This window comes from Novosphingobium sediminis (genome assembly GCF_007991615.1).
Classification (GTDB): domain Bacteria; phylum Pseudomonadota; class Alphaproteobacteria; order Sphingomonadales; family Sphingomonadaceae; genus Novosphingobium; species Novosphingobium sediminis.
The window spans coordinates 158832-183788 of sequence record NZ_BJYR01000018.1 but is presented as its reverse complement, the minus strand read 5'-3'; the positions used below and the strand labels follow the sequence as shown (position 1 = coordinate 183788).

Here is a 24957-nt window from a genome sequence, read left to right as displayed (position 1 = left end):
GCGCGATCCTAATCGCAAATTAACCAAGGACGCGGCACAATGCCCGCATGGTCCGACCGCTAGCTCTCACGCTTGCGCTTACGCTTCCGGTGCTGCTTGCCGGGTGTGCCAGCTCATACGAGCCAGCCCCGCGGCCGGCGCGCAGCGCGACCACGTGGAATCCGCCGATCGCGCCGGAAGGGCGGCTGTGCCTCGCCAATCTCAGCCAGTCCTACGCAAACTTCACTCCCTTGCCGGACCAGTATTACGGCGCAGGCTGTTCTGCGGTCGGCGCGGTGCGACTGGCATCGCTGCGCAGCGACAGCGGGATGCTGGAAATCTCGAACCTCGGCCCCGTTACCTGCCCATTGGCCAACACCATTTCCGGTTGGGCCCGCTTCGGCGTGGACCGCGCGGCCAAGGCGATCCTTGGCAGTCCGCTGGCGCGAATCGAAACGATGGGCAGCTATTCGTGCCGCAACGTCGCGGGCACCAGCCGCCTTAGCGGCCACGCCAGCGCAAATGCCGTCGACGTCAGCGGCTTCGTGCTGGCCGATGGTCGGCGCATCACCGTGCTGCGCGATTGGGACAGCGAAGACCCGCAGATCCGCGCCTTCCTCGCGACGATCCGGGACAGCGCCTGCAAGCGCTTCGGGACTGTGTTAACCCCGCAATACAATGCCGCGCACCGCGATCACTTCCACCTCGAAGTCGGCGGTGGAAAGCCCTTCTGCCACTGAGCAGGAACTGAAGGCCCAGCCCCTGCCCCAACCTTCAGGCGGCGAGACCGCCCAGACCGGTCGCTTCGATGCGCAGGCGCACCGCTTCGGCAGCATGGCGCGCGCCGAGTTTGCCCATCATCTTCATGCGGTGGATTTCCACGGTGCGCGGGCTGATTTCCAGTTCGCGCGCGATGGCCTTGTTACTGCATCCTTCGGCCAGCCGGTCGAGCACTTCGCGCTCCCTCATCGAGAGGCGGCTGATGCGCTGGCGGGCTTCGGCAGCGCGGGCGCGCTGCAGGCGCTGGGTATCGGCTTCGCGCGCGCTGCGGGCCACGGCTTCGTTAAGAGGGGCGATCTGTTCGGGCACTGTGAGGTAGTCCAGCGCACCGGCCTTGATCCCCGAGACCACCGCGTCGATCGTCGGCGCCTCAGCAATCGCGATGATCGGGAGCCACTGCCCGGCGCGCATCATGGCCGCGACGAGGTTGGATATCCCCTCGCCCACCGGCTCATCCTGCGCAAGGACAAGGCCGCCCGACGGCGCATGGCTCAAAAGCTCATCCGCGTGGGCGTAGATTTCCGCATGATGCCCTGCGGCAAATGCGAGACGAGCGAGTTGGGCCCTGCGGGCTGAGTCGCTATCGAGGATATGGAGGGTGACGCGTTCGATCATGGGTTAACCAAACCATGATCCCCGCCCCTTGCGCCAACGAGGTTAGTTTCGTTCTGAACCCACAACAGGGGCCACACGCCGCTATCTACGCCATTTCCTAAGGGAATTATTCTCCGTAATGGACGCAATGGTGCTTAGTATCGCTCCTTCGGCGCACCCCGCAGAATGAACCCATTTGGATAAGGGGTTCTCCTTAGGACTGGCACTGCGTTAACGATGTCGCGCCGGGCGCCCCTAATCGTCGAAGGCGTAATCCGGCAGCGAATAGAACGCCGAACGCAGCGCCTCGCCCCAACTCGACGAGATCAGCTTGAAGAAGGGATCTTCAGCCGTGATGCGCTTCTGGTGGAGTGGCTCGAACTTGTCGCGTTCGATCACCATGAGATCGAACGGCAGGCCGACCGAGAGATTGGCGGCCAGCGTCGAATCGAACGAGACCATGAGGAGCTTGACCGCGTCCTCGAAGCTCATGCCCTTGTCATAGCCGCGCACGAGGATCGGTCGGCCGTACTTGGTCTCACCGATCTGGAAGAAGGGCGTATCGAACGAGGCTTCGATGAAATTGCCTTCGGGGTAGATCAGGAAAAGGCGCGGCTCCATGTCCTTGATCTGACCCGCCACGATCATCGAGGCGGTGAAGCGCGGGCCTTCTCCCTGCATCCCGGCATCCTGCCGCCCTTCGATTACATCGCGCAGCAGATGGCCGACGATCGTCGCGATCTGGAACATCGTCGGCGCTTCGAGGATCGAGGGCCGGCGCTCAACCGGCGCCTTGGTGCGTTCCTCCAGCTGACTGATGACCGCTTGCGTGGTCGCGAGATTGCCCGCGGTCATGATCGAGATGATCCGTTCGCCCGGCACCGACCAGCTGAACATCTTCCGGAAGGTGGAGATATTGTCGACACCCGAATTCGTGCGGGTATCGCTCATCAGCACCAGGCCCTTGTCGAGCACCATCCCCACACAATACGTCATCGGCCCTGCTTCCTTATCCGGACTCGTGCGCGGGTTCACTGTTCCACACGCTGCTGGGCAACGGCAAGCTTCACGTGCAACGTTTCGTCATACGCCCCATAGCGGATACCGGTGATCGGCGCGGCGTCACGGTAGTCCCGGCCCGTGGCAACGCGGACATAGTGCGGATCGGGGCAGATGCCGTTGGAAACATCGAAGCCCACCCAACCGAGCCCATCGACCATCGCTTCGGCCCAGGCGTGGCCGGCGTCCTGTTCGACGCGGTCGTTCATCATCAGGTAGCCGCTGACGTAGCGCGCGGGCACGCCGAGCGCGCGGGCAGCGGCGATGAACACGTGGGCATGATCCTGGCACACGCCGTGCCCCGCCGCGAGCACGGCTTCGGCGTTGCTCGCCGTATCGGTATGGCCCGATGCATACTCCACGGCGCCGCGAATGAGCGCCGAAAGCGCGTGGAGCTTCTCCAGCGTATCCTGCTTGCCCGCAAGGCCCGAGAGGAGCGAGCGCACGCGCGGCCCGGTGCTGGTCAGTTCGGTCGGCTGGCGGAAGTGCCAGAGCGGGAGATAGCCGGCGTGGTTGCCGACAATGCCGGAGTTGTCGTTGGTATCGACAACGCCTTCGCAGCGGATCGTCACTTCGGTAACGCCCGGCTCGAACGCGATCAGGGTGACGTGGTTGGCGTTCTCGTCGTCGTACTCGACTTCCTTGCGCGCGCCTTCAAGGCCGATTTTCCACTCGGCGATCGACTGCCCCGCGCTCGTCTTGGGCGTAAGGCGCAGGCGCTGCAGCCCGCGCGCGGCAGGGGCGGAAAACGAGTAGTGCGTGGTATGATCAACCCAGAGCCGCAAGCGCGAAATTCCCTCAATCCCGAAAAGGTTTAGTCGATAAAGCGATAGTCGTACTGGATCTGATTGGCGAGCCGGGTGTTCCGGTTGATGAACTGCGCGATGTATTCGTGCAGGCCCTGCTCGAAGATAGCGTCGATCGTGGTGCTGTGCAGGTCGCAGTCCGCCTCACGCAAGATGGCATGGGCATCGGTCTCGCTGCCATACTCGCGTGCAAGGTGCTCAAGGTTCGAACGCAGCTTGCCGTAGCAGAACGCAAGGCTGCGCGGGAACCGGCTGTCGAGAATGAGGAACTCGGCAATGCCGCGCGCTTCCATGCGGCCTGCATTGAGCCAGCGGTAGGCGCGCTCACCGGCAAGGCTGCGCAGCACGTTCTCCCACTGCACGTTATCAAGGCTGGAACCGACATAGGAGATCGAAGGCAGCAGCACGTAATACTTCACATCGAGGATGCGTGCGGTGTTGTCGGCGCGCTCGATGAAGCTGCCGATCCGCGCGAAATTGTAGATCTCGTTGCGCAGCATCGTGCCTTCCATCGCACCGCGCACCTGCGTCGATTGGCGGCGGAGAGAATCAAGCACATCGCCGAGGCGGGTTTCGGTGACCGGGCGCGCCAACAGATCGCGCATGCGCAGCCAATTATCGTTGACCGATTCCCACACCTCACGCGTGATCCCGGCGCGGACCATGCGCGCGTTGGTGCGGGCAAGTTCGCACATGGTGAGGACGTTGCCGGGATTGTCCTTGTCGCGCAGGATGAAGTTGATGACGTTCGGCCCGGCGTAATCGGTGCCGAACTTCGCTTCGTAGAGCCCGCGCAGGCCGAGTGTGACGATGACCGAGCGCCACTCGTCGCTCGCATCGCAGGCCTCGCGGGTCAGCGCCATGCGGAAGCCGGCCTCGATCAGGCGCGCGGTGTTTTCCGCCCGCTCAAGATTGCGGAACAGCCAGAAGATGCCGTTTGCGCTGCGGCCTAGCATGGGAACACCTCGGCCATCAGTCGTCCAGTACCCAGCTATCCTTGGTGCCCCCGCCTTGCGACGAGTTCACCACCAGCGAGCCCTTCTTGAGCGCGACGCGCGTGAGGCCGCCGGGCGTGATGTCGATCCCGGCGGGGGAAACCAGCACGAAGGGCCGCAGGTCCACATGGCGCGGGGTGAGCCCGGCGCGGCTGAGGATGGGGACGGTGGAGAGCGAAAGCGTCGGCTGCGCGATGTAGTTGTGCGGGCGCGCGGCAAGCTTGGCGGCGAAGGCGGCGATTTCCTTCTTCGACGAGGTCGGCCCGATCAACATGCCATAGCCGCCCGAGCCGTGGACTTCCTTCACCACAAGCTCCGAAAGGTGTTCGAGCACGTATTTCAGCGCGTCCGGTTCGGAGCAGCGCCAGGTGGGGACGTTCTGCAGGATCGGCTTCTCGCCGGTGTAGAATTCGACGATTTCCGGCATGAACGAGTAGATCGCCTTGTCGTCGGCGATGCCGGTGCCCGGCGCATTGGCAATGGTGATGCCACCTGCGCGGTAGACGTCCATGATGCCCGAAACGCCGAGCTGGCTTTCCGGATTGAAGGTGAGCGGATCGAGATAATCATCGTCGACCCGCCGGTAGAGCACGTCGATCGGCTGGTAGCCCTGCGTGGTGCGCATCGCGATGCGGCCGTTCTCGATACGCAGATCGCTGCCTTCGACGAGCTCGGCGCCCATCTGATCTGCCAGAAACGCATGTTCGAAATAGGCGGAATTGTAGATGCCCGGCGTGAGCACCGCGACGACCGGCTGGTGGCCCTTCGCGGCAGGCGGCAGGCAGGCGGCAAGGCTGCGAGCAAGGCGGCGGGGATAGTCCGAAACCTCCCGCACGCGGACGCGGGTGAACAATTCGGGGAACATCGCCATCATCGTCTCGCGGTTCTCCAGCATGTAGGAGACCCCCGAGGGCGTGCGCGCGTTGTCTTCGAGCACCATGAACTCGTCCTCGCCCGTGCGGACGAGATCGATGCCGACGATATGGGTGTAAACCCCGCCCGGCGGCGTGAAGCCGACCATCTGGGGCAGGAAGGCCGGGTTCTTTTCAAGCAGCCGCGCGGGCAGGCGTCCCGAACGGACGATTTCCTGACGATGGTAAAGATCATGCAGGAACGCATTGAGCGCCCGCACACGCTGCTCGATCCCGCGCGAGAGGCGGCGCCACTGGTGCGCGGTGATGATGCGCGGCACCATGTCGAACGGGATCAGACGCTCCTCGGCGTCCTCGCTGCCATAGACGTTGAAGGTGATGCCGGTGCGGCGGAAGAAGGCCTCTGCCTCGGTTCCCTTGCGGCGGAGCAGGTCTGCCGGTTGCTGGGCGTACCACTCGTTGTAGCCGCGATAGGCCGGGCGCACCGCACCATCGGCGGTGAACATCTCGTCGTATGACGAGGGCGAGGCTGCTTTCATGCGATCATCCCGATTGGGACGAAGCTTGCACAGCGCAGCGGCTTTGCCAAGCGCAATGCTGCACCTGCGAGACAAAATTGTAACCGGATTGCGCGGCGAAGTGTTTCACCGCTTCGCGCTTGCCATGGCCGCGCGCAGGTGACACGTTTAACCGCACGGCTAATTTCCGGGAGAGAGCAAGCCATGGGCGAGATCCATCACCGCACCTGCCATATCTGCGAGGCCAATTGCGGCGTGCTGGTGGAAGTCGAAGGACGCCAGATCGTGTCGATCAAGGGCGATCCCGACAACCCCCTCTCGCGCGGACACATCTGCCCCAAGGCGACCGCGCTGGAAGACCTGCAGAACGATCCCGATCGCCTGCGCGCGCCGCAAAAGCGCGTGGGTGAGGAATGGCACGAAATCAGCTGGGAGCAGGCCTTTGCCGAGATCGGCGAGAAGACCCGCGCCATCCTTGCCCGCGATCCGGCCAGCACCGCGACTTACATCGGCAATCCCAACGCGCACTCCTATGGCAATGCGCTCAACGCGCATCACCTGACCAAGGCGCTCGGCACGAAGAGCCAGTTTTCGGCGAGCACGGTGGACCAGATGCCGCATCAGGTGGCGAACCTGCTGATGTATGGCCACGCCAGCATGTTCGGCATTCCGGACATCGACCGGACCGAGACGCTCATCATCATTGGCGGCAATCCGATGGCTTCGAACGGTTCGGTGTGGACCGTACCCGATTTTCGCAATCGCGCGCGGGCGCTGAAGGCGCGCGGCGGGCAACTGGTGGTGATCGATCCGCGCCGGACCGAGACGGCAAAGATCGCGGACCGGCATGTGTTCGTGAAGCCCGCGAGCGATGTGTTCCTGCTGGTGGCGCTGCTCAAGGCAGTGCTGGCACGCAGGCCGCATCAGCCGGTGCAGGACTTCGTGGGCGGGCTGGACGACGTCGCGGCGCTGCTGGCGCGCTTCGACGATGCGGCTTGCCTTGCCGCATCGGGCGTGGCGGCGGAGGACGTGGCCTGGCTGGCCGAGCGCCTCACCGCAGGCCCTGCCGCGCTTTATGGCCGGCTCGGCATCGCAACGCAGCAGCACGGCACGCTCAATGCGTGGCTCATCGCGCTCATCAATATCGCGGCGGGGCAATTGGACCGCGAGGGCGGGACGGTGTTCCCTATCCCGGCGCTCGATACGCTGGCGATGTTCCCGCGCGGATCGCTGGGCAAGTTCACCTCGCGCGTTTCGCAGCACAAGTCGGTGCTGGGCGAATTTCCCGCAGCCGCGCTGGCCGAGGAGATCGAGACACCCGGCGAAGGCCAGATCAAGGCGCTGTTCGTGGTGGCGGGCAATCCGGTGCTTTCGACGCCCAACGGCCCCCGGCTCGACAGGGCGCTGGCAAGCCTTGAGCTGATGGTTTCGGTCGACATGTACCGCAACGCCACCAGCCGCCGCGCGCATTATATCCTGCCGCCGACGGGGCCCTTGGAGCGCGACCATTACGGCCTGTTCCTGCTGCCGATGGCGGTGCGCAATATCGCCGCTTATTCCAAGCCCACGCTGGAGCGCGAGGACCCCGAGGCCCTGCACGACTGGGAAATCCTGCGCGGGCTGGCGCAGGCGATCAGCGGCCAGCCGGTGCAGGAGCCGACCCCGCGCGAGGCGCTCGATCACATGCTGAAGAACGGCCCCTACAAGGTCTCGTTGGCCGAAGTGGAAGCTGCGCCCTCCGGCCTCGATTTCGGCCCACCGAAAGCGGGCGTGCTGCCCGAACGCCTGCGCAGCGACGACCAGCAGATCCATTGCGCGGTGCCCGCCTTCATGGAGGCCCTCGGCGCGCTCGATGTGCCTGCGGAGGGCATCCCTGCAGAGGGGGGCAAGCTTACCCTGATCGGGCGGCGACACTTGCGCACCAACAACTCATGGCTCGCCAACAGCCACCGCCTCACCAAAGGGCCCAATCGCTGCACGCTGATGATCCACCCGGACGACGCGGCGGCGGCGGGCCTTGCTGATGGCGACATGGCCACAGTCCGCTCGTCCTCGGGCGAAGTGACCATCCCCGCCGAAGTGACCGACGACATGATGCCTGGCACCGTCTCTATCCCGCACGGCTGGGGGCATGATCTGCCCGGCATGGCCATGCAAGTGGCACGCGCCCGCGCCGGCGTCAGCGCCAACGCGCTGACAGAGTCCGGCGCGCTCGATCCGCTATCAGGGAATGCGGCGCTATCGGGCGTGCAGGTGGAAGTAGCGGCAGCCTAGGCGGCGTGGGCTGGTTGGGCGGTTAGCCGAGCGGCAGGGATTGGTGGTTAGCGGACGTCAGCATCTGGGCATTCAATCCGCAGTGTCTCGCTTTGCTGGGCCCAACACCACCCATACGGAAGCGCCCATTGCGAATGTCAGCCAAACCAGGACCTGGAAACCGTAGTCTATCACCCAATCAACCCACGCGGGGCCTCGAGAAACGTCGTCCACGACACCTGAGTACCAGAGGATAAGCCAGAAGAACGAGGCTATGGTTAGAGGTGGGCCTAACATTGCTAGCAGCACGGCAAGCGCAGACAGGAGGGCTAACGACCAGATTACGCGGCCTTTTTTCGGCACCAGTTACACTCCCGGCGTGGTCATTCAGACTATCGCTGCATCGTAAGCGCCGCCGAAACGGTCCGCAGAGCCCCGTATCCTATGCGTCGGCAATTCGGCGAAAGCTGCCGTTTAGCAGCTGTCCCCGCCCCAGCGTCAGGCGCGCAGAGCCGCACTGGACTGCATCGCTGCGCTCGCAGTGAAAAAGAGTAAGGAAGCCCTCAGCCCTCTTCCTTGCCCGTGCACTCGCCGTTGTGCTTGGCATTGAGCTGCATTTCCATCGACATCGCCTTGCCTTGCGGCCCGGCGCCGTTGATCGACATCGTCATCTGGTAGGATTCGGCGGTGTAGTTGCCCTGCATCGTCATGGTCTGCATGCCCTGCTCGGCCTTGCAGGTCATCTTCGCATCGATCTTGCCGCCGCCCATCGCGAAGCTGTCGTACTTGCAGCGCTCGTCGGCCTGCCCGAAGAACTTGGCGTCCGGCTTCTCGGCCTCTTCCTTGGTCAGGCAGGTGGCGAAAGTGCGGTCCTTGCCAAGGATCTTCGACATCATCGCCTTCGCCTCGGGCGGCATGCCTTCCATGTCCATCTTGACGAACTTCATCGTCGAATCCCAGCGGCCCGGATTGAACTTGAGCCCGGCATCGGCAACCTTCTTGGCGACGCCCGAAACGCTTTCGTTGGTTGCGGTGACGGACTTGCCGCTGCCGCAACCGCCAAGCGCGAGGGCAGCCGAGAGGGCGATGAGGGGCAGGATCGGCAGGCGCATCGGTTCGGGTCCTCTCGTTCGTGATGCTGCAGGGCTAACACTGCACCGGCAGTTTTCCAATGATGCGCGTCACAGGCTCCCCGTGGGAGGGCCTAGAACCCGTAAAGCAGCGTCAGCCGGCTGGTTGTGTCCGTCAACGTGCGCGCGACGCCCGAGCCGGATTCATGCTGCAGCGTGTAGGATAGCCGGGCCTTGAGCTTGCTGCTCAAGCGCGAATCGAGCGCGGCCAGCGTGTAGTACGTCCGCCGCACCGCATCGAAATAGGTGCTGACTTCCTGGCTGTAGTTGAGCGTGGGCGTCAATTGCAGCTTGAGATCGGCGAGCGCGACGGCGGAAAGCGTCTGCTCCTGCGGTCCCTCCACTGGCTTCGTCACGCGCACGGCGGGCCCCGCCTTGATGCTGAGCTTGCGGCCATTCCCATCGAGCAGGTTGTAGCCGAGCCCGGCCGACACGCTGAAGCGGTCAGTGAAGCCCTGAAAGCGGTCCCGCTCATACTGGCCGAGGCCAAACACGTAGCCGTGCTCGTCGAACTTGTAGTTGGGTTCAATCGTGAGGCGGATCTGATTGCGCGTCACTTCGTCGGAGGTCTTCTGGTAGTCGATCCGGCCCGAAGTGGCGACGCGCCAGCGCCCTCGTTCCGCGACCACGGTGAGCCGCCCGACAAAGCCCGATCCCGGCGCGCTGCCGGTGCTGAGGAACGCGCCGAGTTCACCTTCGCCGCTCCATTTCGTCGGCAGATCAAGGAGAGCCAGCTTGAGCGGCACGGCATCTTCAGCCGGGAGATCGACTGCGACCTGCGCCTTCGCAACGGGGAGCGGCTCTGCCAGCCACACCAGCGCGCTGCGCCGCGCCATCCACGCTGAAAGGGCGGCCTGCGCTTCGGGATGGGCTTGCTGGAGATAGCGCACCAGCGCATCCAGCGCGCGCGGATCGTGCGAGGCTTCCACAGCTGCCAGCACTTCGACCATCGCCGGGGACAGCTGCGCCACATCAGGCGCAGGCACAACATCCTGCGCTGCCGCCTGCCCCGCCGGCGCCAGCAGGGCAAGGGCTGCGGAAACGATGATGTGCCGAGGAACTCGCACCGCTGTGGTTCTTCCCATGCCGCCCGCAGGCCTTCCGACGTTCACGCTATCGCCAGATGGCCATAAATCAAACGGGCATCGGTGCCTATCCATCCCCAGCCGATTGCATGTGCGCGCTTTGTTCCCCATATCTGCGGCATGGCCGAACTCGTCATCCGCAGAGGGCTGGAAGAGCCCGATACCTCCGCCAATTTCGTGCCGCACAAGCCCGCACGACCCGAGAAATCGGAGGGCGGAAAACCGTTCAAGGTGGTTTCGGACTACCAGCCCGCGGGCGACCAGCCGACCGCGATTGCCGATCTCGTCGCCTCGGCGAAGGATGGCGAGGTGACGCAGGTGCTGCTGGGCGTGACGGGCAGCGGCAAGACCTTCACCATGGCCAAGGTGATCGAGGAACTGCAGCGCCCTGCCCTCATCCTCGCGCCCAACAAGATCCTTGCCGCGCAGCTTTATGGCGAGATGAAGAGCTTCTTCCCGGAGAACGCAGTCGAGTATTTCGTCTCCTACTACGACTACTACCAGCCCGAGGCCTATGTGCCCCGGTCCGACACCTACATCGAGAAGGAAAGCTCGGTGAACGAGGCGATCGACCGGATGCGCCATTCGGCCACGCGCGCGCTGCTCGAACGCGACGACGTCATCATCGTCGCCTCGGTTTCGTGCCTCTACGGCATCGGTTCGGTCGAGACTTATTCGGCGATGGTGTTCGACCTCAAGGTCGGCGACACGGTCGACAACCGCGAGATCATCCGCAAGCTGGTGGCGCTGCAATACAAGCGCAACGATGCCGCCTTCCAGCGCGGCAATTTCCGGGTGCGGGGCGACAATCTGGAAATCTACCCCTCGCACTACGAGGATATGGCCTGGCGCATCTCGTTCTTCGGCGACGAGATCGAGGAGATCGCCGAGTTCGACCCGCTGACCGGCAAGGCGGGGACGAAGCTTTCCAAGGTGCGCGTCTACGCCAATTCGCACTATGTGACGCCGGGGCCGACGATGAAGCAGGCGGCGGACGCGATCCGCTTTGAACTCACCGAGCGGCTCAAGGAGCTCGAAGCGGAAGGCAAGCTGCTCGAAGCGCAGCGGCTGGAGCAGCGCACCAACTTCGACCTCGAGATGATCCACGCGACGGGTAGCTGCGCGGGGATCGAGAACTATTCGCGCTTCCTCACCGGGCGAATGCCGGGCGAGCCGCCGCCGACGCTGTTCGAATACCTGCCGGACAACGCGCTGCTGTTCGTCGACGAAAGCCACCAAACGGTGCCGCAGATCGGCGCGATGAGCAAAGGCGACCACCGCCGCAAGATCACGCTGGCGGAATACGGCTTCCGCCTGCCGAGCTGCATCGACAACCGCCCGCTGCGCTTCAACGAATGGGATGCGATGCGCCCGCAGACGGTGGCCGTTTCGGCGACACCGGGGCACTGGGAAATGGAGCAGGCGGGCGGCGTGTTTGCCGAGCAGGTGATCCGCCCCACCGGCCTGATCGATCCGCCGGTCGATATCCGCCCGGTCGAGGACCAGGTGCAGGACTGCATCAACGAATGCCGCAAGACGGCGCAGAACGGCTACCGCACGCTTGTCACCACGCTGACCAAGCGCATGGCCGAAGACCTTACCGAGTTCATGCACGAGGCGGGACTTAGGGTCCGCTACATGCATTCGGACGTCGAGACGCTGGAGCGCATCGAACTGATCCGCGATCTTCGGCTAGGGGTCTATGACGTGCTGGTCGGCATCAACCTGTTGCGCGAGGGGCTCGATATTCCCGAGTGCGGGCTGGTGTGCATTCTGGATGCGGACAAGGAAGGCTTCCTGCGCAGCGAGACCTCGCTGATCCAGACCATCGGCCGCGCCGCGCGCAATGTCGATGGCCGGGTGATCCTCTATGCCGACCGCATGACCGGCAGCATGGAACGCGCCATCGCCGAAACCGACCGCCGCCGCGAAAAGCAGCGCGCCTACAACGAACTCCACGGGATCACGCCCGAATCGATCAAGCGCGACATCCATGACATCGTGGCCGACACCGCGAGCCGCGACGGCGTGCTGGTGGAGATCGAGGCGGAAGGCGGCGCCAACAACCTCGTCGGCCACAATCTGCGCGCTTACATCGAAGAACTGGAAAAGAAGATGCGCGCTGCGGCGGCGGATCTGGAATTCGAAACGGCAGGCCGCCTGCGCGACGAGATCCGCGCGCTAGAGGCTAGCGAACTGGGCTTGCCCGACAGCGAGAAGAAAGCGCCGATCGTGGGGCGGAGCAACGAAGGCAAGCCGGGGACGCGCAAGACGCGGTTTGGGAAGAGCCAGAAGAAGTGGGGGCGGTAGGTTCCACCCCGCACCGCACAGGCAATTCTATCCACCGCACAGCGGCTTTCACTATCTTGCGCTGGACTTGAATTTCGGCTGCTTGGCTCCGACCTCATTGCTGCGGCGATGATCCGGTCGCGGAAGGATGAAGCCTTGATTTCGCGTGTCGCGCCTCCCCTGCTCGTTCTGTTGCTGGCTGCCTGCACATCGTCCTCGGCGACAACGACGCAGGGCAAGGACGGCCCGCTTGATGCGGTGCGCGTCGCTATGCCGGCAGATAACCCGGCCCCCACGCCCGCTCGTGCCAAGGACGCCAAGGGCGCTTGGGTTTCCGCGCCCGACGGCAGCGCGCGCTTCGGCTATGCAGGCGAACCTGCGCTGCTCAACCTGGAATGCCGGAGTGGATCGCTGGTGGTGACCCGCAATGTTGCCGCCCCCATCGGTGCCGCGGCGCTTTTCGCGCTGCAGGGCAGCGGTTATATCCTGCGCCTGCCGGTCGATGCGACCGCGCTGCCCGGCCAGCCCGGCTATATCTGGCAGGGCTCGATCCCCGCCGATGATCACCGCCTCACATTGTTCAAGGCCAAGTTTGCCGGCACGCTTCCGGGCGGCGGGCATATCGAAGTGCCCGCCAGCGACGTGCCCGGCGCGCTCATAAAGCGCTGCGCAGGCGGCTAGAGCTTCCCGAACTTCGCCTCGTAGCCCGCGGTATCCCCGCTCGCCAGCAGGCCTGCCTGCTCGATCCAGTTGTCCCGCGTGGCGCGCCCGGCAAACACGCCCAGTTGCGCGTCGATCCGCGCCACATCGGCCTCGGTCCATGCCGCGATCTCGGCATAGCGCGTCACGCCAAGCGCACGCAGCGCCGTGCTGATCTTGGGGCCAAGGCCCTTGATCCGCGTCAGGTCGTCGCCTTCATCGGCGGCAACGGGCGGCGCTTCGGCGATCACCGGCGGCGGCTCGATCGCGGCGGCCGGCGGCGCATCGATCAGCGCCGAATTGCGCGCCGCCGGGGCCGCGCCTTCGGAGAGAACATCGCGGTACTCGCGCTTTTCCGGCACCGCCTTCGAGCGGCGCAGCAGGAACACCAGCGCGAGCACCAGCAGCACCGCCACCGCGCCGACCAGCACCGCGTTTGCCTGAAGCCATTCCATCATCGATCACCCATGCCTTTCAGAGGGTCTGCTTGCGGAAAAGGATGCGGTCTTCCGGCCCGAACCCGCGCCGCCAGATCACCGTGCCGTAAACACCGAGAATCGCCGGAATGCCGAGCGCGAGTTCGACCCATTCGGGCATCAGCTTTGCAGCATAGCCCACCAGCACCGCCGGCGCAGCCGCCCAGATCAGCGCCCAGCGCCAGTTGCTGATGCGCTCGCTCAGCAGGCTGCCAAGCAGCCACGACTTCGCAAGCGAAGCGCAGGCCAGCGCAATCGCCAGCGCCGCCGCAGCGCCGGCTGCCTGCATCAGCGGATCAAGCCCCGCGCGCCGCGCCGCCAGCATGAAGCCCACGGTAAGCGCGCCCTGCAGCACGATGGTGCCAAGGCTGATCCACAGATTGCGGACGCGCGCGACATAGATCAGCGCGGCTTCGCTCACCACGGCGGTTGCTGCGGCCACTTCGGCGGCAAGCAGCAAGCCCAGCGCTGCGGTCCCGGCCACGAAGTTCGGCCCGACCAGCCCCATCACCGCCGCTCCGGGAATGCCCAGCGCCAGCGCCACCCCGGCCTGCGCCGCGATGATCCAGAACCCCACCTGGCATACCTGCCGCGCGACGGCGGGATAGTTGCCGCCCTGCAGGTTGCGCGTGATGACCGGCCCGAGGATCGGCTCGAAACTCGTCTTGAGCTTCTGCGGCAGGGTCGCGACCTGCTGTGCCACATAGTAGATGCCCACGACCGCCGTGGGCGCCTGAAACACGCCGAGCAGGAACAGATCGAGCTTGCGCGTACCCCATTCGATGGCGTCCGCCCCCGCGAGCGGCAGGTTGCTCCCCGCCAGCCGGAGGAGGTCGATCGGGCGCGGCGACCAGTGGCGCGGCACCCCGTAGCTTCTGAGGAGCGGCACGAAGGTCGTCATCGTCGCCGCAAAGATCGAGGCGACATAGGCAAGGATCAGCCCGCTTTCGCGCAGGTCGATTGTCCACATGCCAGCGAGCCAGACAAGTCCGGCGACGATCGAAAGCGTCCACGGCTCCACTACCGAGCGGGCGCGCACCGTGGCGCCCACATCGAAGCGGTAGGCCAGCGCCGCCAGCGCGATATCGCCCAAGGCGATGGGCAGGACGGTGAGCGGGAGCAGGCGCTGCAGCGGCGTGAAATGCCCGCTGGGGAACATCGGCGCGGGGAAGATGTAGAGCAGCGCCGCAAGCACAGCCGAGACGAAGCCCGACAGCAGCAGCGCGTCAGCCACCACTTCGGCGCCGTCGCGGTCATCGCTGGCAAGCTGCTGGGCAAGGCCGCGCTTCTGGCCGAGCGTGGCGAGCTGCGCGGCGAGTTCGACCGCGATGGTGGCCGAGGCGAAGCGGCCAAGGTCTTCCGCGCCATAGAGCCGCCCCGCGATGAACAGGAACGGGATGCGCGCGGCAAGCCGAAGCAGGAAGCCGAGGAAATTGGTCCGCCCGCCCTTGGCGAGCGCAGCGATATCCTGCTGTTCGGCCGAAAGAGGGGCGGTCGCCTCAACCATGGGGCGCCTCCGCACGCAGGGGCCTTGCAAGGATCTGGGCCACCAGCGCGCGCGGGCTGATCGCGCCATCGAGCAGAGCAGCGACGCCGGCTGCAATCGGCATGGCAATACCGTGCTGGTCCGCAACCCGCACCAGCACCGGCGCGGTGAACGCGCCTTCGGCCACCGTGCTGCGCTCGGCCAGCAAGGCCGCCGCGCCGCCGGTCTTGTCGCCCTCCACGCCCAGCGCGATGCCGAGCGCAAAGTTGCGGCTTTCGGAGGAGGAGCAGGTGAGGACGAGATCGCCCAGCCCGGAAAGCCCCGCCAGCGTCTCCGCCTCAGCGCCCATGGCGAGGCCGAGGCGCTGCATTTCGGCAAAGCCCCGGCTGATGAGGGCGGCACGGGCATTCGCGCCAAGGCCCAGCCCTTCGACGACGCCGCAGGCAATCGCCAGCACGTTCTTCACCGCCCCGCCAATTGAAGCGCCGATCACATCTGCCGAGTAGTAGGGACGGAAGGCCGGCCGCGCGATCACCGGCGCCAGCCGCGCCCATTGCGCCTCGCCGCCCGTGCAGGCCAGCGTCACCGCTGTCGGCAGCCCATCCGCAACTTCATGCGCGAAGGTCGGGCCGGAGAGCACCGCAAGCGCCGCGCCGGGCGCGGCAGCAGCAGCGACATCGCTCATCAGGCGGCCGGAGCCCTGCTCGATGCCCTTGGCGCACAGCACCACATCGCTACCTAGCAGGGAAAGCTGCCCCAGCACCGCACCAAGATGCTGCGCCGGAGTCACCATCAGCAGCACCGGCAGCGCAGCCAGATCGGCGAGCGCGCCGGTCGCGCGGATTGAGGGATGCAGCTGCGCACCCGGCAGGAAACGCGGGTTGCGATGCTCGGCATTGACCGCCTCGACCACATCAGCCTCGCGCGCCCACAGCAGCACGTCGCGGCCGTCGCTCGCCAGCATCTGCGCCAGCGCGGTGCCCCACGCGCCGCCACCGACAACACCAACGGCGGCGCTCATGCCTTGACCCCCGCGCCGCGCACCGGCTGGGCATCGGGATCGAGCGGCCAGCGCGGACGGGCGAGCACGTCGAGCGGATCGGTGAGCCCGGCGGCAAAGCGCTCGGCCCCGGCCCAGCCGATCATCGCGGCATTATCGGTGCACAGCTTCGGCGGCGGCGCGACAAGCGGCAGGCCGGCTTCGTCCGCCAGCGCCGTGAGCGCGGCGCGCAAGCTGGCATTGGCAGCAACCCCGCCCGCCACCACCAGCGCCGTGACCGGGCCAGATGTCGCCATCGCGCGCCGGGTGCGATCGATCACGCAGTCGATTGCCGCCTGCTGGAACGAGGCGGCGATATCTTCCGGCTTGTGAATGCCGGCATCCCGCGCACGCATCACCGCGCTCTTGAGGCCGGCGAAGGAGAAATGCGGCTCCGCGCTGCCCAGCAGCGGGCGCGGCAAGGGCACGGCCCTCGCATCGCCTTCACGCGCCATGCGTTCGACGGCGGGGCCACCGGGGAAGCCGAGGCCGAGGATCTTGGCCGTCTTGTCGAAGGCCTCGCCCAGCGCGTCGTCGATGGTCGTCGCCAGCCGACGGTACTGGCCCAGTCCGCGCACTTCGAGAATCTGGCAGTGCCCGCCGGACGCGAGCAGCAGCAGATAGGGGAATTGCAACCCCGGTTCGGCCAGCCGCGCCGAAAGCGCATGGCCTTCGAGGTGATTCACCGCCAGCAAGGGCTTGTCTGCTGCCATCGCGAGCGCCTTGGCCGTGACGAGACCGACCATCACCCCGCCGATCAGGCCCGGCCCGGCGGTGGCGGCAATCGCGTCGATCTGATCAAGCGTCAGCCCAGCTTCCTCCAGCACCGCACCGACCATCGGCGCGAGGGTTTCAGCGTGGGCGCGCGCGGCGATTTCAGGCACAACCCCGCCATAGGGACGGTGTTCATCATCCTGCGAGGCGATACGCTGCGCGACCACGCGCGCGGCAAGCGTACCTGCTGCCCCGTCGATCACGGCGACGGCGGTTTCGTCGCAGGAGGATTCGATGCCAAGGATCAGGGCCATGAGAGACTTTCCCTTAGAGACATTCGCCGTTACGGCAAGTGACGCATGAACACGTCGCTAACACCGTCCGCCGCGAACCCGCTCAAGCTGGGCACACGCCGCTCTCCGCTCGCCGTAGCTCAGGCCGAAGAAACCCGCAGCCGGCTGTGCGCCGCGCATGGTTGGGACGAAGCCTGCGTCGAACTGGTGACGGTCGTCGCGAGCGGCGATCAAGTGCTCGATCGCCCGCTGGCCGAGATCGGCGGCAAGGCGCTGTGGACCAAGGAACTCGACGCCTGGCTCGCCGATGGCAGCATCGATTTCGCCGTCCATTCGATGAAGGACGTCGAGACCGAGCGGCCCGAAGCCCTCGTCATCGCCGCCGTGCTCCCGCGCGAGGATGTGCGCGATGTGCTCGTCGGCGCTGAAAGCGTTGCTGCCATTCCGGCCGGTGCGCGGGTCGGCACCAGCGCTCCGCGCCGTGCCGCGCAGATGCTCCACGCCCGGCCCGATGTGACCGTCGTCGGCTTCCGCGGCAATGTCGCCACCCGCCTCGGCAAGCTGGAAGCGGGCGAAGCGGACGTGACGCTGCTCGCCGCCGCCGGGCTCAACCGTCTTGGCGAGACGGCTGTCGGCAGCCCGCTGGATTCGGAGACATGGCTCCCAGCCCCGGCGCAAGGCGCGATCGGTGTCGAATGCCTTGCCGCCCGCACCGATCTGCGCGCGCTGCTCGATGCCATCGACCACAAGCCGAGCCACGCCGCAATCGACGCCGAACGCGCGCTGCTGCGCGGCCTTGGCGGAACCTGCCACAGCCCCATTGCCCTGCTCACCACCGCGGAAGGCGACATGCTCACCCTGCGGGCCGCGCTGTTCAGCCCCGATGGCGCCGAGCGAATCGAAGCCAGCGCAAGCTTCCTGGCTGGCGACAGCGAGGGGCCTGCCGCGCTCGCCAGCACGCTGCTGGGCAGCGCCTCCGAGGCGATCCGCCGCCACTTCACCGGCAACTGAGGCTGCCGGGATGCTCCCGGTCATCGTCATCCGCCCCGAACCGGGCAACGAAGCCACGGTTTCTTCAGCGCGCGCGCTGGGCCTCGATGCGCGTGCGTTTCCGCTGTTCGACATGGCCCCCGCGCCATGGATCGCCCCCGATCCCGCGCCCTACCGCGCGATTCTGGCGGGCAGCGCCAATGTGTTTCGGCTCGGCGGCGAAGGCCTGGCGGGGCTGCGGAACCTCCCCGTCCACGCCGTCGGCGCGGTGACGGCAGAGGCAGCCCGCGCGGCTGGTTTCGGCGTGGAGCTGATCGGCGAAGGCGGCCTCCAACCGATGGTCTCCGCGCTGGCACCGGGCCGGTATCTGCGCCTTGCGGGCGAGAAACGCGTGCCGCTGATGATGCCGGAGGGCGTCGAGGTCGACGATATCGTCGTCTATGCCGCCGCCGGCCTGCCCATGCCTGCGCCGCTTGCAGACCTGCTCGCTAAGCCCGCCCTCGTGCTGCTCCACTCCGGCGAAGCGGCCACCCATTTTGCCGCAGAATCGGGGCGGCTTGGCGTCTCGCGCGAAACAATAAGTCTCGCCTGCCTCGCTCCGCGAATCGCGTTGATGGCCGGTGAGGGCTGGCAACATATTGAAATTGCACAGACACGAAGCGACCAAGCAGTGCTGGCACTCGCGGTTCAAATGTGCGACAAAGTGTCACCAGAAGGACACTGACAACAAAAAATGATCCTATGCAGGACATGACCTTTGGCTCGCCACTCTCTCAGCAACGCACCCGCTCGGGGCGTGGCCGTGTAGCGCTCGCTGTCCTCCTCATCCTGGCAGCATTGGCCGGCGGCCTGTGGTACGGCTGGAAAACCGGCTGGCTGGAAGTGCACGTTTCGGGCCTCCCGGAAGCACCCGTCCCGTCGCCTTCGGCCTCGATGTCGCAGGCTGCGGCGCAGACCACCGCCAACCTTGCCGCGACCGACGCCGCGCTGACCGCCGCCACCGCCAAGGTCTCCGCGCTCGAACAGCGGCTTGCCGAACTCAACCAGCAGGCTGCTGCCGCCGCCGGGCAAGCCACACAAGCTGAAGCGCTGCTCGTTGCCTTTGCTGCCCGCCGCGCGATCGAACGCGGCCAGCCGCTCGGCTATCTCGAAACCCAGCTGCGCGTGCGCTTTGGCAGCACCCAGCAGTCCGCCGTCGACCGCGTTATCGCCGCCGCGCAGAAGCCGGTCACGCTGGCGCTTCTGAATGAGACCTTCGAAAAGGCCAGCCCTCAACTGATCGGCGGAGCCGCGAGTGAAGGTACGTGGGAGTGGATGACGCGGCAGATGAGCGAACTCTTCGTCATCCGCCACGCCGACAGCCCCTCCCCCACCGCCGAAAGCCGCGCCGCGCGCGTGCGCGAAGCGCTGGCCGGGGGCCGCATCGATGTCGCCATCGCCGAAGTCGAACGGATGCCGGGCAAGGATGCCGCCACCGAATGGCTCGCCCACGCCCGCGATTTCGTGGCCGCCGAACGCGCGCTCGACCAGCTTGAAACCGCGGCGCTGTCCTTCCCGCCGACGCCGCCAGTGGCCAAGCCTGAGGCAGCGCCTGCGCCAACTCCCAGCCCGTCGGCCGAGGCTGGGACTCCAGCAGCCTAGGCCGGCTGCAGCAAGCTCGGCAGCGCGCCGCTCATGCCGCGCGCCTCGTCCATGAAGAAGCGCTTGAGCGCCGGGATGCGCTGAACGCCGGCCATGCCGAGGCGCCGGATCGCCGAAGGGATCCGCCCCGGCACGCCGAACAGCCGCGTCAGCACGTCGGTCGCGGCCGAGACCATGAAGGTATCCGCCGCGCGCCAGCGCTCATAGCGCGCCAGCACTTGCGCATCACCCGGATCGAGGCCTAGCCGCATGCCCTCGGTAAGGACTTCGACCAGCGCCGCCACATCGCGCAGGCCGAGGTTGAGCCCCTGCCCGGCAATCGGATGCATGCCGTGCGCGGCATCGCCGACCAGCGCGAGCCGGTCCGCAACCATCTTCGCGGTGTGGTGGAAATTGAGCGGATACGACGAGCGCGGCCCCATCAGCCGCACTTTGCCGAGCACATCGCCCATGCGTTCCTGCACCGCGCTGAGGTAGGCGCCGTCCGGCAGCGCCATCGCGCCGGGCGCATCCTTCTCGCTGACGGTCCACACCAGCGCCGAGCGGTGATTGCCGTCCGCATCATCGAGCAGCGGCAGCAGCGCGAACGGCCCGGCCGGATAGAAGATTTCCCACGCCGTGTTGCCGTGCGACTTCTCGTGCGCCAGCCCCACGATCATCGCGCGGTGGCCATAGCTCCAGCGCGCCGGGGTGAAGCCCGCCTCATCGCGAGTCGGCGAAGCGCGGCCTTCGGCGCCGACCATCAGGCGCCCCTTGATGATGCGGCCATCGGCAAGCGTAACGCTCACCCCATGTGCATCGCGCTCCCGCTCTGCCACGCGGGCATTGGGAAGGAACGTGATGAGCTCCTCCCTTGCCGCCGCCGCGTACATCGCGATGCGCAGATCGCGGTTGGCGAACATGCGGCCGAGCGAGCCATCGCCGGGGCCCGGCTGGAAATCGATCCGCCCAGGCTTCATCGCATCGGTCACTGCGATCGAATCGATCGGGCAGCCCAGCGGCTCGAGCACATCGGCGAGGCCGAGATGGCTGTAGAGGTTCCAGCTCGCGGTGGAGATCGCGGAAGCGCGTCCATCGAAACCCTCGGCGGTCTGCGCCGAAGGGTCCGAGCTATCGATCACCACGCTCGGGATACCCGCCTTGGCGAGCCCGATGGCGAGCGTCATGCCGACAAGCCCGCCACCGATGATGACGATATCGGACATCAGGGTCTCACTCATGGCTTCGCTCCACAGGTATCGCCGGTGCCCGCATCGAGATCGAGGCAGCGTCCGTCGAATGCGCCAGCCGCGACCGGCAGACCGATCAGTGCCGCAAGCGTGGGGGCGATGTCCACCGTTTCGACCGGGCTGGGCTGCTCGAACCCGGTCATGCCCTTGCGCCAGAACAGGATCGGCACGCGCCGGTCATAGTCCCACGGCGAGCCATGCGTGGCGACATAGCCCGGCCCCGGCGCCGGGATCGGCACCACCCCGCGCTTGAGCATCAGCACGAGATCGCCCGAACGCGGCGCATAGAACGAAGCCTTGGCGCGGGCGATCAGCGGCCATGTCTCGGGCGAGCCGGTGGGCGCGGGCGAAGCGGCAATCTCGTCGGCGGTGAAGGCGGCGGCGACTTCCGGATTGGCGAGCAGTTCGGCCTTCAGCGCCTCCAGCACACGGGCCTTGTCCGCCGGGGCGAGATCGCGGCGCAGCCAGAGATCGCCCGAAGCGCCATCGGAGAGGACGAGATCCTTCGCATCGAGCCCGGTCTTGGCCGCCACCGCCGCGCTGAGCGCTTCGGGGAGGAGCGACTTCGACACGCGGTGCGAAGCGGGAAGTGCCTGTTCGCCGAGGCGCTCGGGCATGTCGAACCCGCCGTGGTCGGCGGTCAGCACCACGGCATAATCGATGCCGCGCTGGTCAAGCGCGATGAAGAAATCGCCGAGCGCGAGATCGAGCTGTTGCAGCTGGATGCACATCTCGCTGCCTTCGGTGCCGAAACCGTGGCCGACATAGTCTGTGGCTGAGAGGCTGACGGAAAGCACATCGGGCGTCGCCGCCTTGCCCAGCTTGTTCTCGTCAACGAGTTCGGTCGCGAGATCGATCGTCGCGCGGTCGATGCGCGGCGAGGCGCGGAACGCATTCTTGTCACCCGGCGCCAGGGCGAAGCGGCCCGTGCCGACCGAGAAGCTGCCACCCAGCGGGATCGCGCGGGCCTTGCCGGCGCACCAATCCGGAAGCGGCAGTTCCGGCGCGCCTTGCGCCAGAACATCGGCCAGCGCCTTGTTTTCGTTGACGGCGGCCGGAGTCAGCGTGCGGCCATCGAGCGAAGTGAAGCCCGCGCCTTTCCACCAGTAGACGCTGTCGATCACGTGCCCGCCCATCATCAGCGCGGCGCGGTCCTTGCCCGAAACGGCGACGTTGCGGCTGGTCGGCCAGAGCGCCTTGACGCGTTCACCCAGCGTGGGGACGAGGAGATGGCCGACCGAGGCGACGTAGTCCTTGGGGTCCGCCGCAGCCTTGGTCTCGTCCTCCGCGCAATAGACCTGCTTCTTGCCTCGCGCGACGGACTGGTCGATCCACGTATTCGCGATGATCCCGGTGCGCGCGGGGTGCACGCCGGTGAGGATGGTCGAGTGGCCGGGGCAGGTCTCGGTCGCGGCGTGGCTCTGGAAGCCTGCCGGGAACACTGCGCCCGAGGCGAGGCGCGCAAGGCCGCCGGTGAAGTGCGAACGGTACTGCGCGAAGAGATCGGCGGAGAACTGGTCGATCGAGATCGCCACGATCAGCTTGGGCGCATTCGCGGCAGGCTGGATAGCCGGTGCCGGAGCAGGTGCAGGCTTGGCGGCAGGACGCGCGAAGCCCGCATGGGGCAGCACCAGCGCGGCGGCGAGCGCAGCCGCTCCCAGAGTGACGGACCGGAACTTGCGAAGCGCCATATGGGTAACCTTTCTCGGTACTTGGCCGAAGTACTGGGCTGAACCGGAGTCGCCTGCTCCGGACCAGACCGCCGCGTGATGGCCCCGCGGGCGGGTGCGCGCAAGAGGCCTCGCATGGCCGCCTGCCCGCAGGGGCAACTGGGCGGGCAGGTGGCCAAAGCGTGCCGGGTGGGATAGACGAGGCATATGGCATTATTGCGAAATCTCGTCCTCCTGATCGCGGCTTGCTGGCTGGCGCTGATCGGCTCTGCCGCATGGGCGCAAGGACCGCATATCCGCGCCTCGCTGCTGGCAGAGCGGCCGGCTGCACCCGGCGAGACGATCAGCCTTGCGGTGCTGATGCAGCCGGACAAGGGCTGGCACGGCTATTGGAGCAATCCGGGTGACGCGGGCCTGCCGGTCACGCTCGAATGGACGCTGCCGCCGGGCGCGAGCACCGGGGCGCTCGAGTTTCCCGTGCCGCAAACGCTGCTGCTGCAGGGGCTGATGAACCACATCTACGAGCATGACTATGCCGTGCTCGTGCCCTTCACCGTGCCGAAGGATGCGCAGCCCGGCACCGTCCTGCCGATCACCGCCAAGGCCAATTGGCTCGCCTGCACCGAGGCGATCTGCGTGCCGGAAAGCGCGGCCTTGCAGGGAACAGTGACGGTGGGCAGCGGCCCCGCCGACGCGCGCTTCGATGGCTGGCGCGCGGCGCTCCCCGCGCCGCTCGACCGGCAGGGGACGTTCGCCGCAAGTGCTGCCGGATGGCGCATTGCCGTGCCGTTTCCGGCGGGCGCTGCCATCGGCGATCCGCATTTCTTCATCACCGGTGAGGGCATCGCCGATTACGCCAAGCCGCAGGCGTTCAGCCGCATTGGCGATACGCTGGTGATCGAACTGGCCAAGGCCGGGTTCGCTTCGCCGGAGGCTCCGCTCTCGATCAGCGGCGTGCTTTCGCTGGGCACAGGCGCGAAGGGCGAATCGCTCGGCGGCATCGCGTTCACCGCTGTGCCCGGCACGGTGCCCGCGGGCGGTACCCCGCTCGGCAAGGGCAGCGGGCCGGTACCGTTCTCTGCGGCCACGCTCGTGCTCGCGATCCTTGGCGCGCTGGTGGGCGGGCTGATCCTCAACGTGATGCCTTGCGTGTTCCCGATCCTCAGCCTCAAGGCCTTGGCGCTCGCCCGCGCGGGCAGCCATAACGCGCATGTCGAAGGCGTGGCCTATACGGCGGGCGTGATGCTCGCTTGCATGGCGCTCGGCGCGGCGATGCTCGCGCTGCGGGCGGCGGGGACGCAAGTCGGCTGGGCGTTCCAGTTGCAGGACCCGGGCGTGGTGGCGCTGCTGCTGCTGCTGGCGGTGGCGATCACGGCGAACTTTGCCGGGCTTTACGAGCTGCCGGGCCTATCCATCGAGAGCAGTTCGGGCACGGCGAAGGGCGGCTGGCTGGGCGCTTTCGGCACCGGCTTGCTGGCTGCGTTCGTGGCGACGCCCTGCACCGGCCCCTTCATGGCGGCGGCAGTGGGCGCGGCGCTGATCCTGCCGGCATGGGCTGCGATGGCGGTGTTTGCCGCGCTCGGTTTCGGGCTGGCGCTGCCGTTCCTGCTGCTCGGCTTCATTCCCGCGCTGCGCCGCCTGCTGCCGAAACCCGGCGCGTGGATGGAACGGTTCCGCCGCGCGATGGCGGTGCCGATGGGGCTGACCGTGCTGGCGCTCGGCTGGCTGGCGTGGCGGCTGGGCGGGCCGGCCTACGCGGCGGGCGCGGTTGCGCTGGCGGTGCTGGTGGTAGCGCTGCTGGTGGCGATCGGGCGTGCGCAGCGGCAAGGCCTTGGCACGGCAAAGTGGGCACTGCCGGGGAGCCTGGTGCTGGCCGCGCTGGCGCTGGCGGTAACGCCGCGACTGGCAACGGCGGGCCCCGGCGGTCCGGTCGAGGCAGGCCTGCTCGATGCCAAGCCCTTCAGCGAGGCGGCGCTCGCCGAAGCGCGGGCGCAGGGCAAGCCGGTGTTCGCCTATTTCACCGCCGACTGGTGCCTTTCCTGCAAGGTAAACGAAGCCGCCGCCATCGAGCGCGAGAGCACGCGCGATGCATTCAAGAAAGCGGGCGTGGTCGTGCTGGTGGGCGACTGGACGCGGCGCGATCCCAAGATCACGAGCTTCCTGTCGCAGCAAGGCGCGGCGGGGGTTCCGCTATACCTGTGGTATCCCGCCAAGGCCGCCGCGCCGCAGAAGCTGCCGCAAGTGCTGAGCGCAGATTTCATGGCGGAGCTGCCGAAGGGGTGAGGCCCCGCCTTTCGTCACCCGCGAGCGTAGCGAAGCAATCCAGAGCCGTTTTGCGTGACGCCCTGGATTGCTTCGTC

Annotated in this window: 21 protein-coding genes; 8 read left to right on the top strand and 13 right to left on the bottom strand. The window is 66.7% G+C overall.

Translation table 11 applies throughout. The features are described from left to right. Window positions 1-47 precede the first annotated feature (47 nt). Window positions 48-719, top strand: a complete 672-nt coding sequence (locus NSE01_RS14145) for an extensin family protein (RefSeq protein WP_147160285.1) — start codon at window positions 48-50, stop codon at window positions 717-719. Window positions 720-753: 34 nt separating this feature from the next. Here the strand turns inward: NSE01_RS14145 and NSE01_RS14140 are convergent, their stop codons facing one another. The 5 genes from NSE01_RS14140 to NSE01_RS14120 all read right to left on the bottom strand — a co-directional run bounded on the left by NSE01_RS14140 (window position 754) and on the right by NSE01_RS14120 (window position 5624). Further along, complete coding sequence (locus tag NSE01_RS14140) at window positions 754-1374, bottom strand: response regulator transcription factor (protein ID WP_147160284.1); 621 nt, start codon at window positions 1372-1374, stop codon at window positions 754-756. Between the two features lie 234 nt (window positions 1375-1608). Beyond that, window positions 1609-2349, bottom strand: coding sequence for a proteasome-type protease (locus NSE01_RS14135; protein ID WP_147160283.1), 741 nt, complete (start codon window positions 2347-2349; stop codon window positions 1609-1611). A gap of 35 nt (window positions 2350-2384) precedes the next feature. Beyond that, complete coding sequence (locus NSE01_RS14130) at window positions 2385-3197, bottom strand: transglutaminase family protein (RefSeq protein ID WP_147160282.1); 813 nt, start codon at window positions 3195-3197, stop codon at window positions 2385-2387. 29 nt (window positions 3198-3226) lie between these two features. After that, window positions 3227-4174: an alpha-E domain-containing protein gene (locus tag NSE01_RS14125; RefSeq protein WP_147160281.1), complete on the bottom strand. Its 948-nt coding sequence runs from the start codon at window positions 4172-4174 to the stop codon at window positions 3227-3229. Between the two features lie 16 nt (window positions 4175-4190). Then, the gene (locus tag NSE01_RS14120; protein ID WP_147160280.1) at window positions 4191-5624 is read right to left on the bottom strand and encodes a circularly permuted type 2 ATP-grasp protein; all 1434 of its coding nucleotides are present in this window, start codon (window positions 5622-5624) and stop codon (window positions 4191-4193) included. A 183-nt stretch (window positions 5625-5807) separates the two neighbouring features. On the opposite strand from NSE01_RS14120, the gene NSE01_RS14115 reads away from it, so the two are divergent. Beyond that, a complete protein-coding gene (locus NSE01_RS14115) occupies window positions 5808-7877 on the top strand; it encodes a molybdopterin-dependent oxidoreductase (RefSeq protein ID WP_147160279.1) in 2070 nt (689 codons plus the stop codon). Between the two features lie 542 nt (window positions 7878-8419). Here the strand turns inward: NSE01_RS14115 and NSE01_RS14110 are convergent. Together NSE01_RS14110 and NSE01_RS14105 are read right to left on the bottom strand one after the other, a co-directional pair. Then, complete coding sequence (locus tag NSE01_RS14110; RefSeq protein ID WP_147160278.1) at window positions 8420-8968, bottom strand: DUF3617 domain-containing protein; 549 nt, start codon at window positions 8966-8968, stop codon at window positions 8420-8422. A 92-nt stretch (window positions 8969-9060) separates the two neighbouring features. Continuing rightward, complete coding sequence (locus NSE01_RS14105) at window positions 9061-10053, bottom strand: DUF481 domain-containing protein (RefSeq protein ID WP_170233847.1); 993 nt, start codon at window positions 10051-10053, stop codon at window positions 9061-9063. Window positions 10054-10191: 138 nt separating this feature from the next. Here NSE01_RS14105 and uvrB point away from each other — a divergent pair, with 138 nt between their 5' ends. Together uvrB and NSE01_RS14095 are read left to right on the top strand one after the other, a co-directional pair. Continuing rightward, window positions 10192-12381 (top strand): excinuclease ABC subunit UvrB, encoded by a 2190-nt coding sequence (gene uvrB, locus NSE01_RS14100; RefSeq protein WP_147160276.1) that lies wholly within the window; start codon window positions 10192-10194, stop codon window positions 12379-12381. A gap of 135 nt (window positions 12382-12516) precedes the next feature. Further along, on the top strand, window positions 12517-13041 hold the full coding sequence (locus tag NSE01_RS14095; protein WP_147160275.1) for a hypothetical protein: 525 nt from the start codon (window positions 12517-12519) through the stop codon (window positions 13039-13041). Here the strand turns inward: NSE01_RS14095 and NSE01_RS14090 are convergent. Genes NSE01_RS14090 through tsaD form a run of 4 tightly spaced genes read right to left on the bottom strand, consistent with a single transcriptional unit; the run spans window position 13038 to window position 17088 of the window. Continuing rightward, window positions 13038-13517, bottom strand: a complete 480-nt coding sequence (locus NSE01_RS14090) for a helix-hairpin-helix domain-containing protein (protein WP_147160274.1) — start codon at window positions 13515-13517, stop codon at window positions 13038-13040. The two genes, NSE01_RS14095 and NSE01_RS14090, sit on opposite strands and share 4 nt — an antisense overlap. Before the next feature lie 16 nt (window positions 13518-13533). Next, complete coding sequence (locus tag NSE01_RS14085) at window positions 13534-15042, bottom strand: lipopolysaccharide biosynthesis protein (protein ID WP_147160273.1); 1509 nt, start codon at window positions 15040-15042, stop codon at window positions 13534-13536. Beyond that, on the bottom strand, window positions 15035-16042 hold the full coding sequence (locus NSE01_RS14080) for an NAD(P)H-dependent glycerol-3-phosphate dehydrogenase (protein ID WP_147160272.1): 1008 nt from the start codon (window positions 16040-16042) through the stop codon (window positions 15035-15037). The genes NSE01_RS14085 and NSE01_RS14080 overlap by 8 nt, the downstream gene beginning before the upstream one ends. Continuing rightward, on the bottom strand, window positions 16039-17088 hold the full coding sequence (gene tsaD / locus NSE01_RS14075; protein WP_147160271.1) for a tRNA (adenosine(37)-N6)-threonylcarbamoyltransferase complex transferase subunit TsaD: 1050 nt from the start codon (window positions 17086-17088) through the stop codon (window positions 16039-16041). Before tsaD ends, NSE01_RS14080 begins: the two co-directional genes overlap by 4 nt. Window positions 17089-17133: 45 nt before the next feature. On the opposite strand from tsaD, the gene hemC reads away from it, so the two are divergent. From hemC to NSE01_RS14060, 3 genes are read left to right on the top strand one after another with little or no spacing between them, the layout of a single operon-like run. Beyond that, window positions 17134-18078, top strand: coding sequence for a hydroxymethylbilane synthase (gene hemC, locus NSE01_RS14070; RefSeq protein ID WP_147160270.1), 945 nt, complete (start codon window positions 17134-17136; stop codon window positions 18076-18078). 10 nt (window positions 18079-18088) lie between these two features. After that, window positions 18089-18781: a uroporphyrinogen-III synthase gene (locus NSE01_RS14065; protein WP_147160269.1), complete on the top strand. Its 693-nt coding sequence runs from the start codon at window positions 18089-18091 to the stop codon at window positions 18779-18781. 17 nt (window positions 18782-18798) lie between these two features. Further along, entirely contained in the window at window positions 18799-19698 is a 900-nt protein-coding gene (locus NSE01_RS14060) for a hypothetical protein (protein ID WP_246135214.1), read from the top strand. On the opposite strand, the gene NSE01_RS14055 is transcribed toward NSE01_RS14060, so the two are convergent. Together NSE01_RS14055 and NSE01_RS14050 are read right to left on the bottom strand one after the other, a co-directional pair. Further along, on the bottom strand, window positions 19695-20918 hold the full coding sequence (locus NSE01_RS14055) for a UbiH/UbiF/VisC/COQ6 family ubiquinone biosynthesis hydroxylase (RefSeq protein ID WP_147160268.1): 1224 nt from the start codon (window positions 20916-20918) through the stop codon (window positions 19695-19697). The two genes, NSE01_RS14060 and NSE01_RS14055, sit on opposite strands and share 4 nt — an antisense overlap. Beyond that, window positions 20915-22618: an alkaline phosphatase family protein gene (locus NSE01_RS14050; protein WP_147160267.1), complete on the bottom strand. Its 1704-nt coding sequence runs from the start codon at window positions 22616-22618 to the stop codon at window positions 20915-20917. The genes NSE01_RS14055 and NSE01_RS14050 overlap by 4 nt, the downstream gene beginning before the upstream one ends. Window positions 22619-22804: 186 nt before the next feature. Here NSE01_RS14050 and NSE01_RS14045 point away from each other — a divergent pair, with 186 nt between their 5' ends. Further along, window positions 22805-24880: a protein-disulfide reductase DsbD family protein gene (locus NSE01_RS14045; RefSeq protein WP_147160266.1), complete on the top strand. Its 2076-nt coding sequence runs from the start codon at window positions 22805-22807 to the stop codon at window positions 24878-24880. The last annotated feature ends 77 nt before the right edge of the window (window positions 24881-24957 follow it).

Excerpts from the sequence above, each read along its gene's own strand:
- uvrB (WP_147160276.1), top strand. The coding sequence starts at position 10,192 with ATGGCCGAACTCGTCATCCGCAGAGGGCTGGAAGAGCCCGATACCTCC.
- NSE01_RS14065 (WP_147160269.1), top strand. The coding sequence starts at position 18,089 with ATGCTCCCGGTCATCGTCATCCGCCCCGAACCGGGCAACGAAGCCACG.
- NSE01_RS14135 (WP_147160283.1), bottom strand. The coding sequence starts at position 2,349 with ATGACGTATTGTGTGGGGATGGTGCTCGACAAGGGCCTGGTGCTGATG.
- tsaD (WP_147160271.1), bottom strand. The coding sequence starts at position 17,088 with ATGGCCCTGATCCTTGGCATCGAATCCTCCTGCGACGAAACCGCCGTC.
- NSE01_RS14140 (WP_147160284.1), bottom strand. The coding sequence starts at position 1,374 with ATGATCGAACGCGTCACCCTCCATATCCTCGATAGCGACTCAGCCCGC.
- NSE01_RS14055 (WP_147160268.1), bottom strand. The coding sequence starts at position 20,918 with ATGAGTGAGACCCTGATGTCCGATATCGTCATCATCGGTGGCGGGCTT.
- hemC (WP_147160270.1), top strand. The coding sequence starts at position 17,134 with ATGAACACGTCGCTAACACCGTCCGCCGCGAACCCGCTCAAGCTGGGC.
- NSE01_RS14060 (WP_246135214.1), top strand. The coding sequence starts at position 18,799 with ATGCAGGACATGACCTTTGGCTCGCCACTCTCTCAGCAACGCACCCGC.
- NSE01_RS14080 (WP_147160272.1), bottom strand. The coding sequence starts at position 16,042 with ATGAGCGCCGCCGTTGGTGTTGTCGGTGGCGGCGCGTGGGGCACCGCG.
- NSE01_RS14085 (WP_147160273.1), bottom strand. The coding sequence starts at position 15,042 with ATGGTTGAGGCGACCGCCCCTCTTTCGGCCGAACAGCAGGATATCGCT.
- NSE01_RS14045 (WP_147160266.1), top strand. The coding sequence starts at position 22,805 with ATGGCATTATTGCGAAATCTCGTCCTCCTGATCGCGGCTTGCTGGCTG.
- NSE01_RS14120 (WP_147160280.1), bottom strand. The coding sequence starts at position 5,624 with ATGAAAGCAGCCTCGCCCTCGTCATACGACGAGATGTTCACCGCCGAT.
- NSE01_RS14050 (WP_147160267.1), bottom strand. The coding sequence starts at position 22,618 with ATGGCGCTTCGCAAGTTCCGGTCCGTCACTCTGGGAGCGGCTGCGCTC.
- NSE01_RS14115 (WP_147160279.1), top strand. The coding sequence starts at position 5,808 with ATGGGCGAGATCCATCACCGCACCTGCCATATCTGCGAGGCCAATTGC.
- NSE01_RS14090 (WP_147160274.1), bottom strand. The coding sequence starts at position 13,517 with ATGATGGAATGGCTTCAGGCAAACGCGGTGCTGGTCGGCGCGGTGGCG.
- NSE01_RS14110 (WP_147160278.1), bottom strand. The coding sequence starts at position 8,968 with ATGCGCCTGCCGATCCTGCCCCTCATCGCCCTCTCGGCTGCCCTCGCG.
- NSE01_RS14145 (WP_147160285.1), top strand. The coding sequence starts at position 48 with ATGGTCCGACCGCTAGCTCTCACGCTTGCGCTTACGCTTCCGGTGCTG.
- NSE01_RS14125 (WP_147160281.1), bottom strand. The coding sequence starts at position 4,174 with ATGCTAGGCCGCAGCGCAAACGGCATCTTCTGGCTGTTCCGCAATCTT.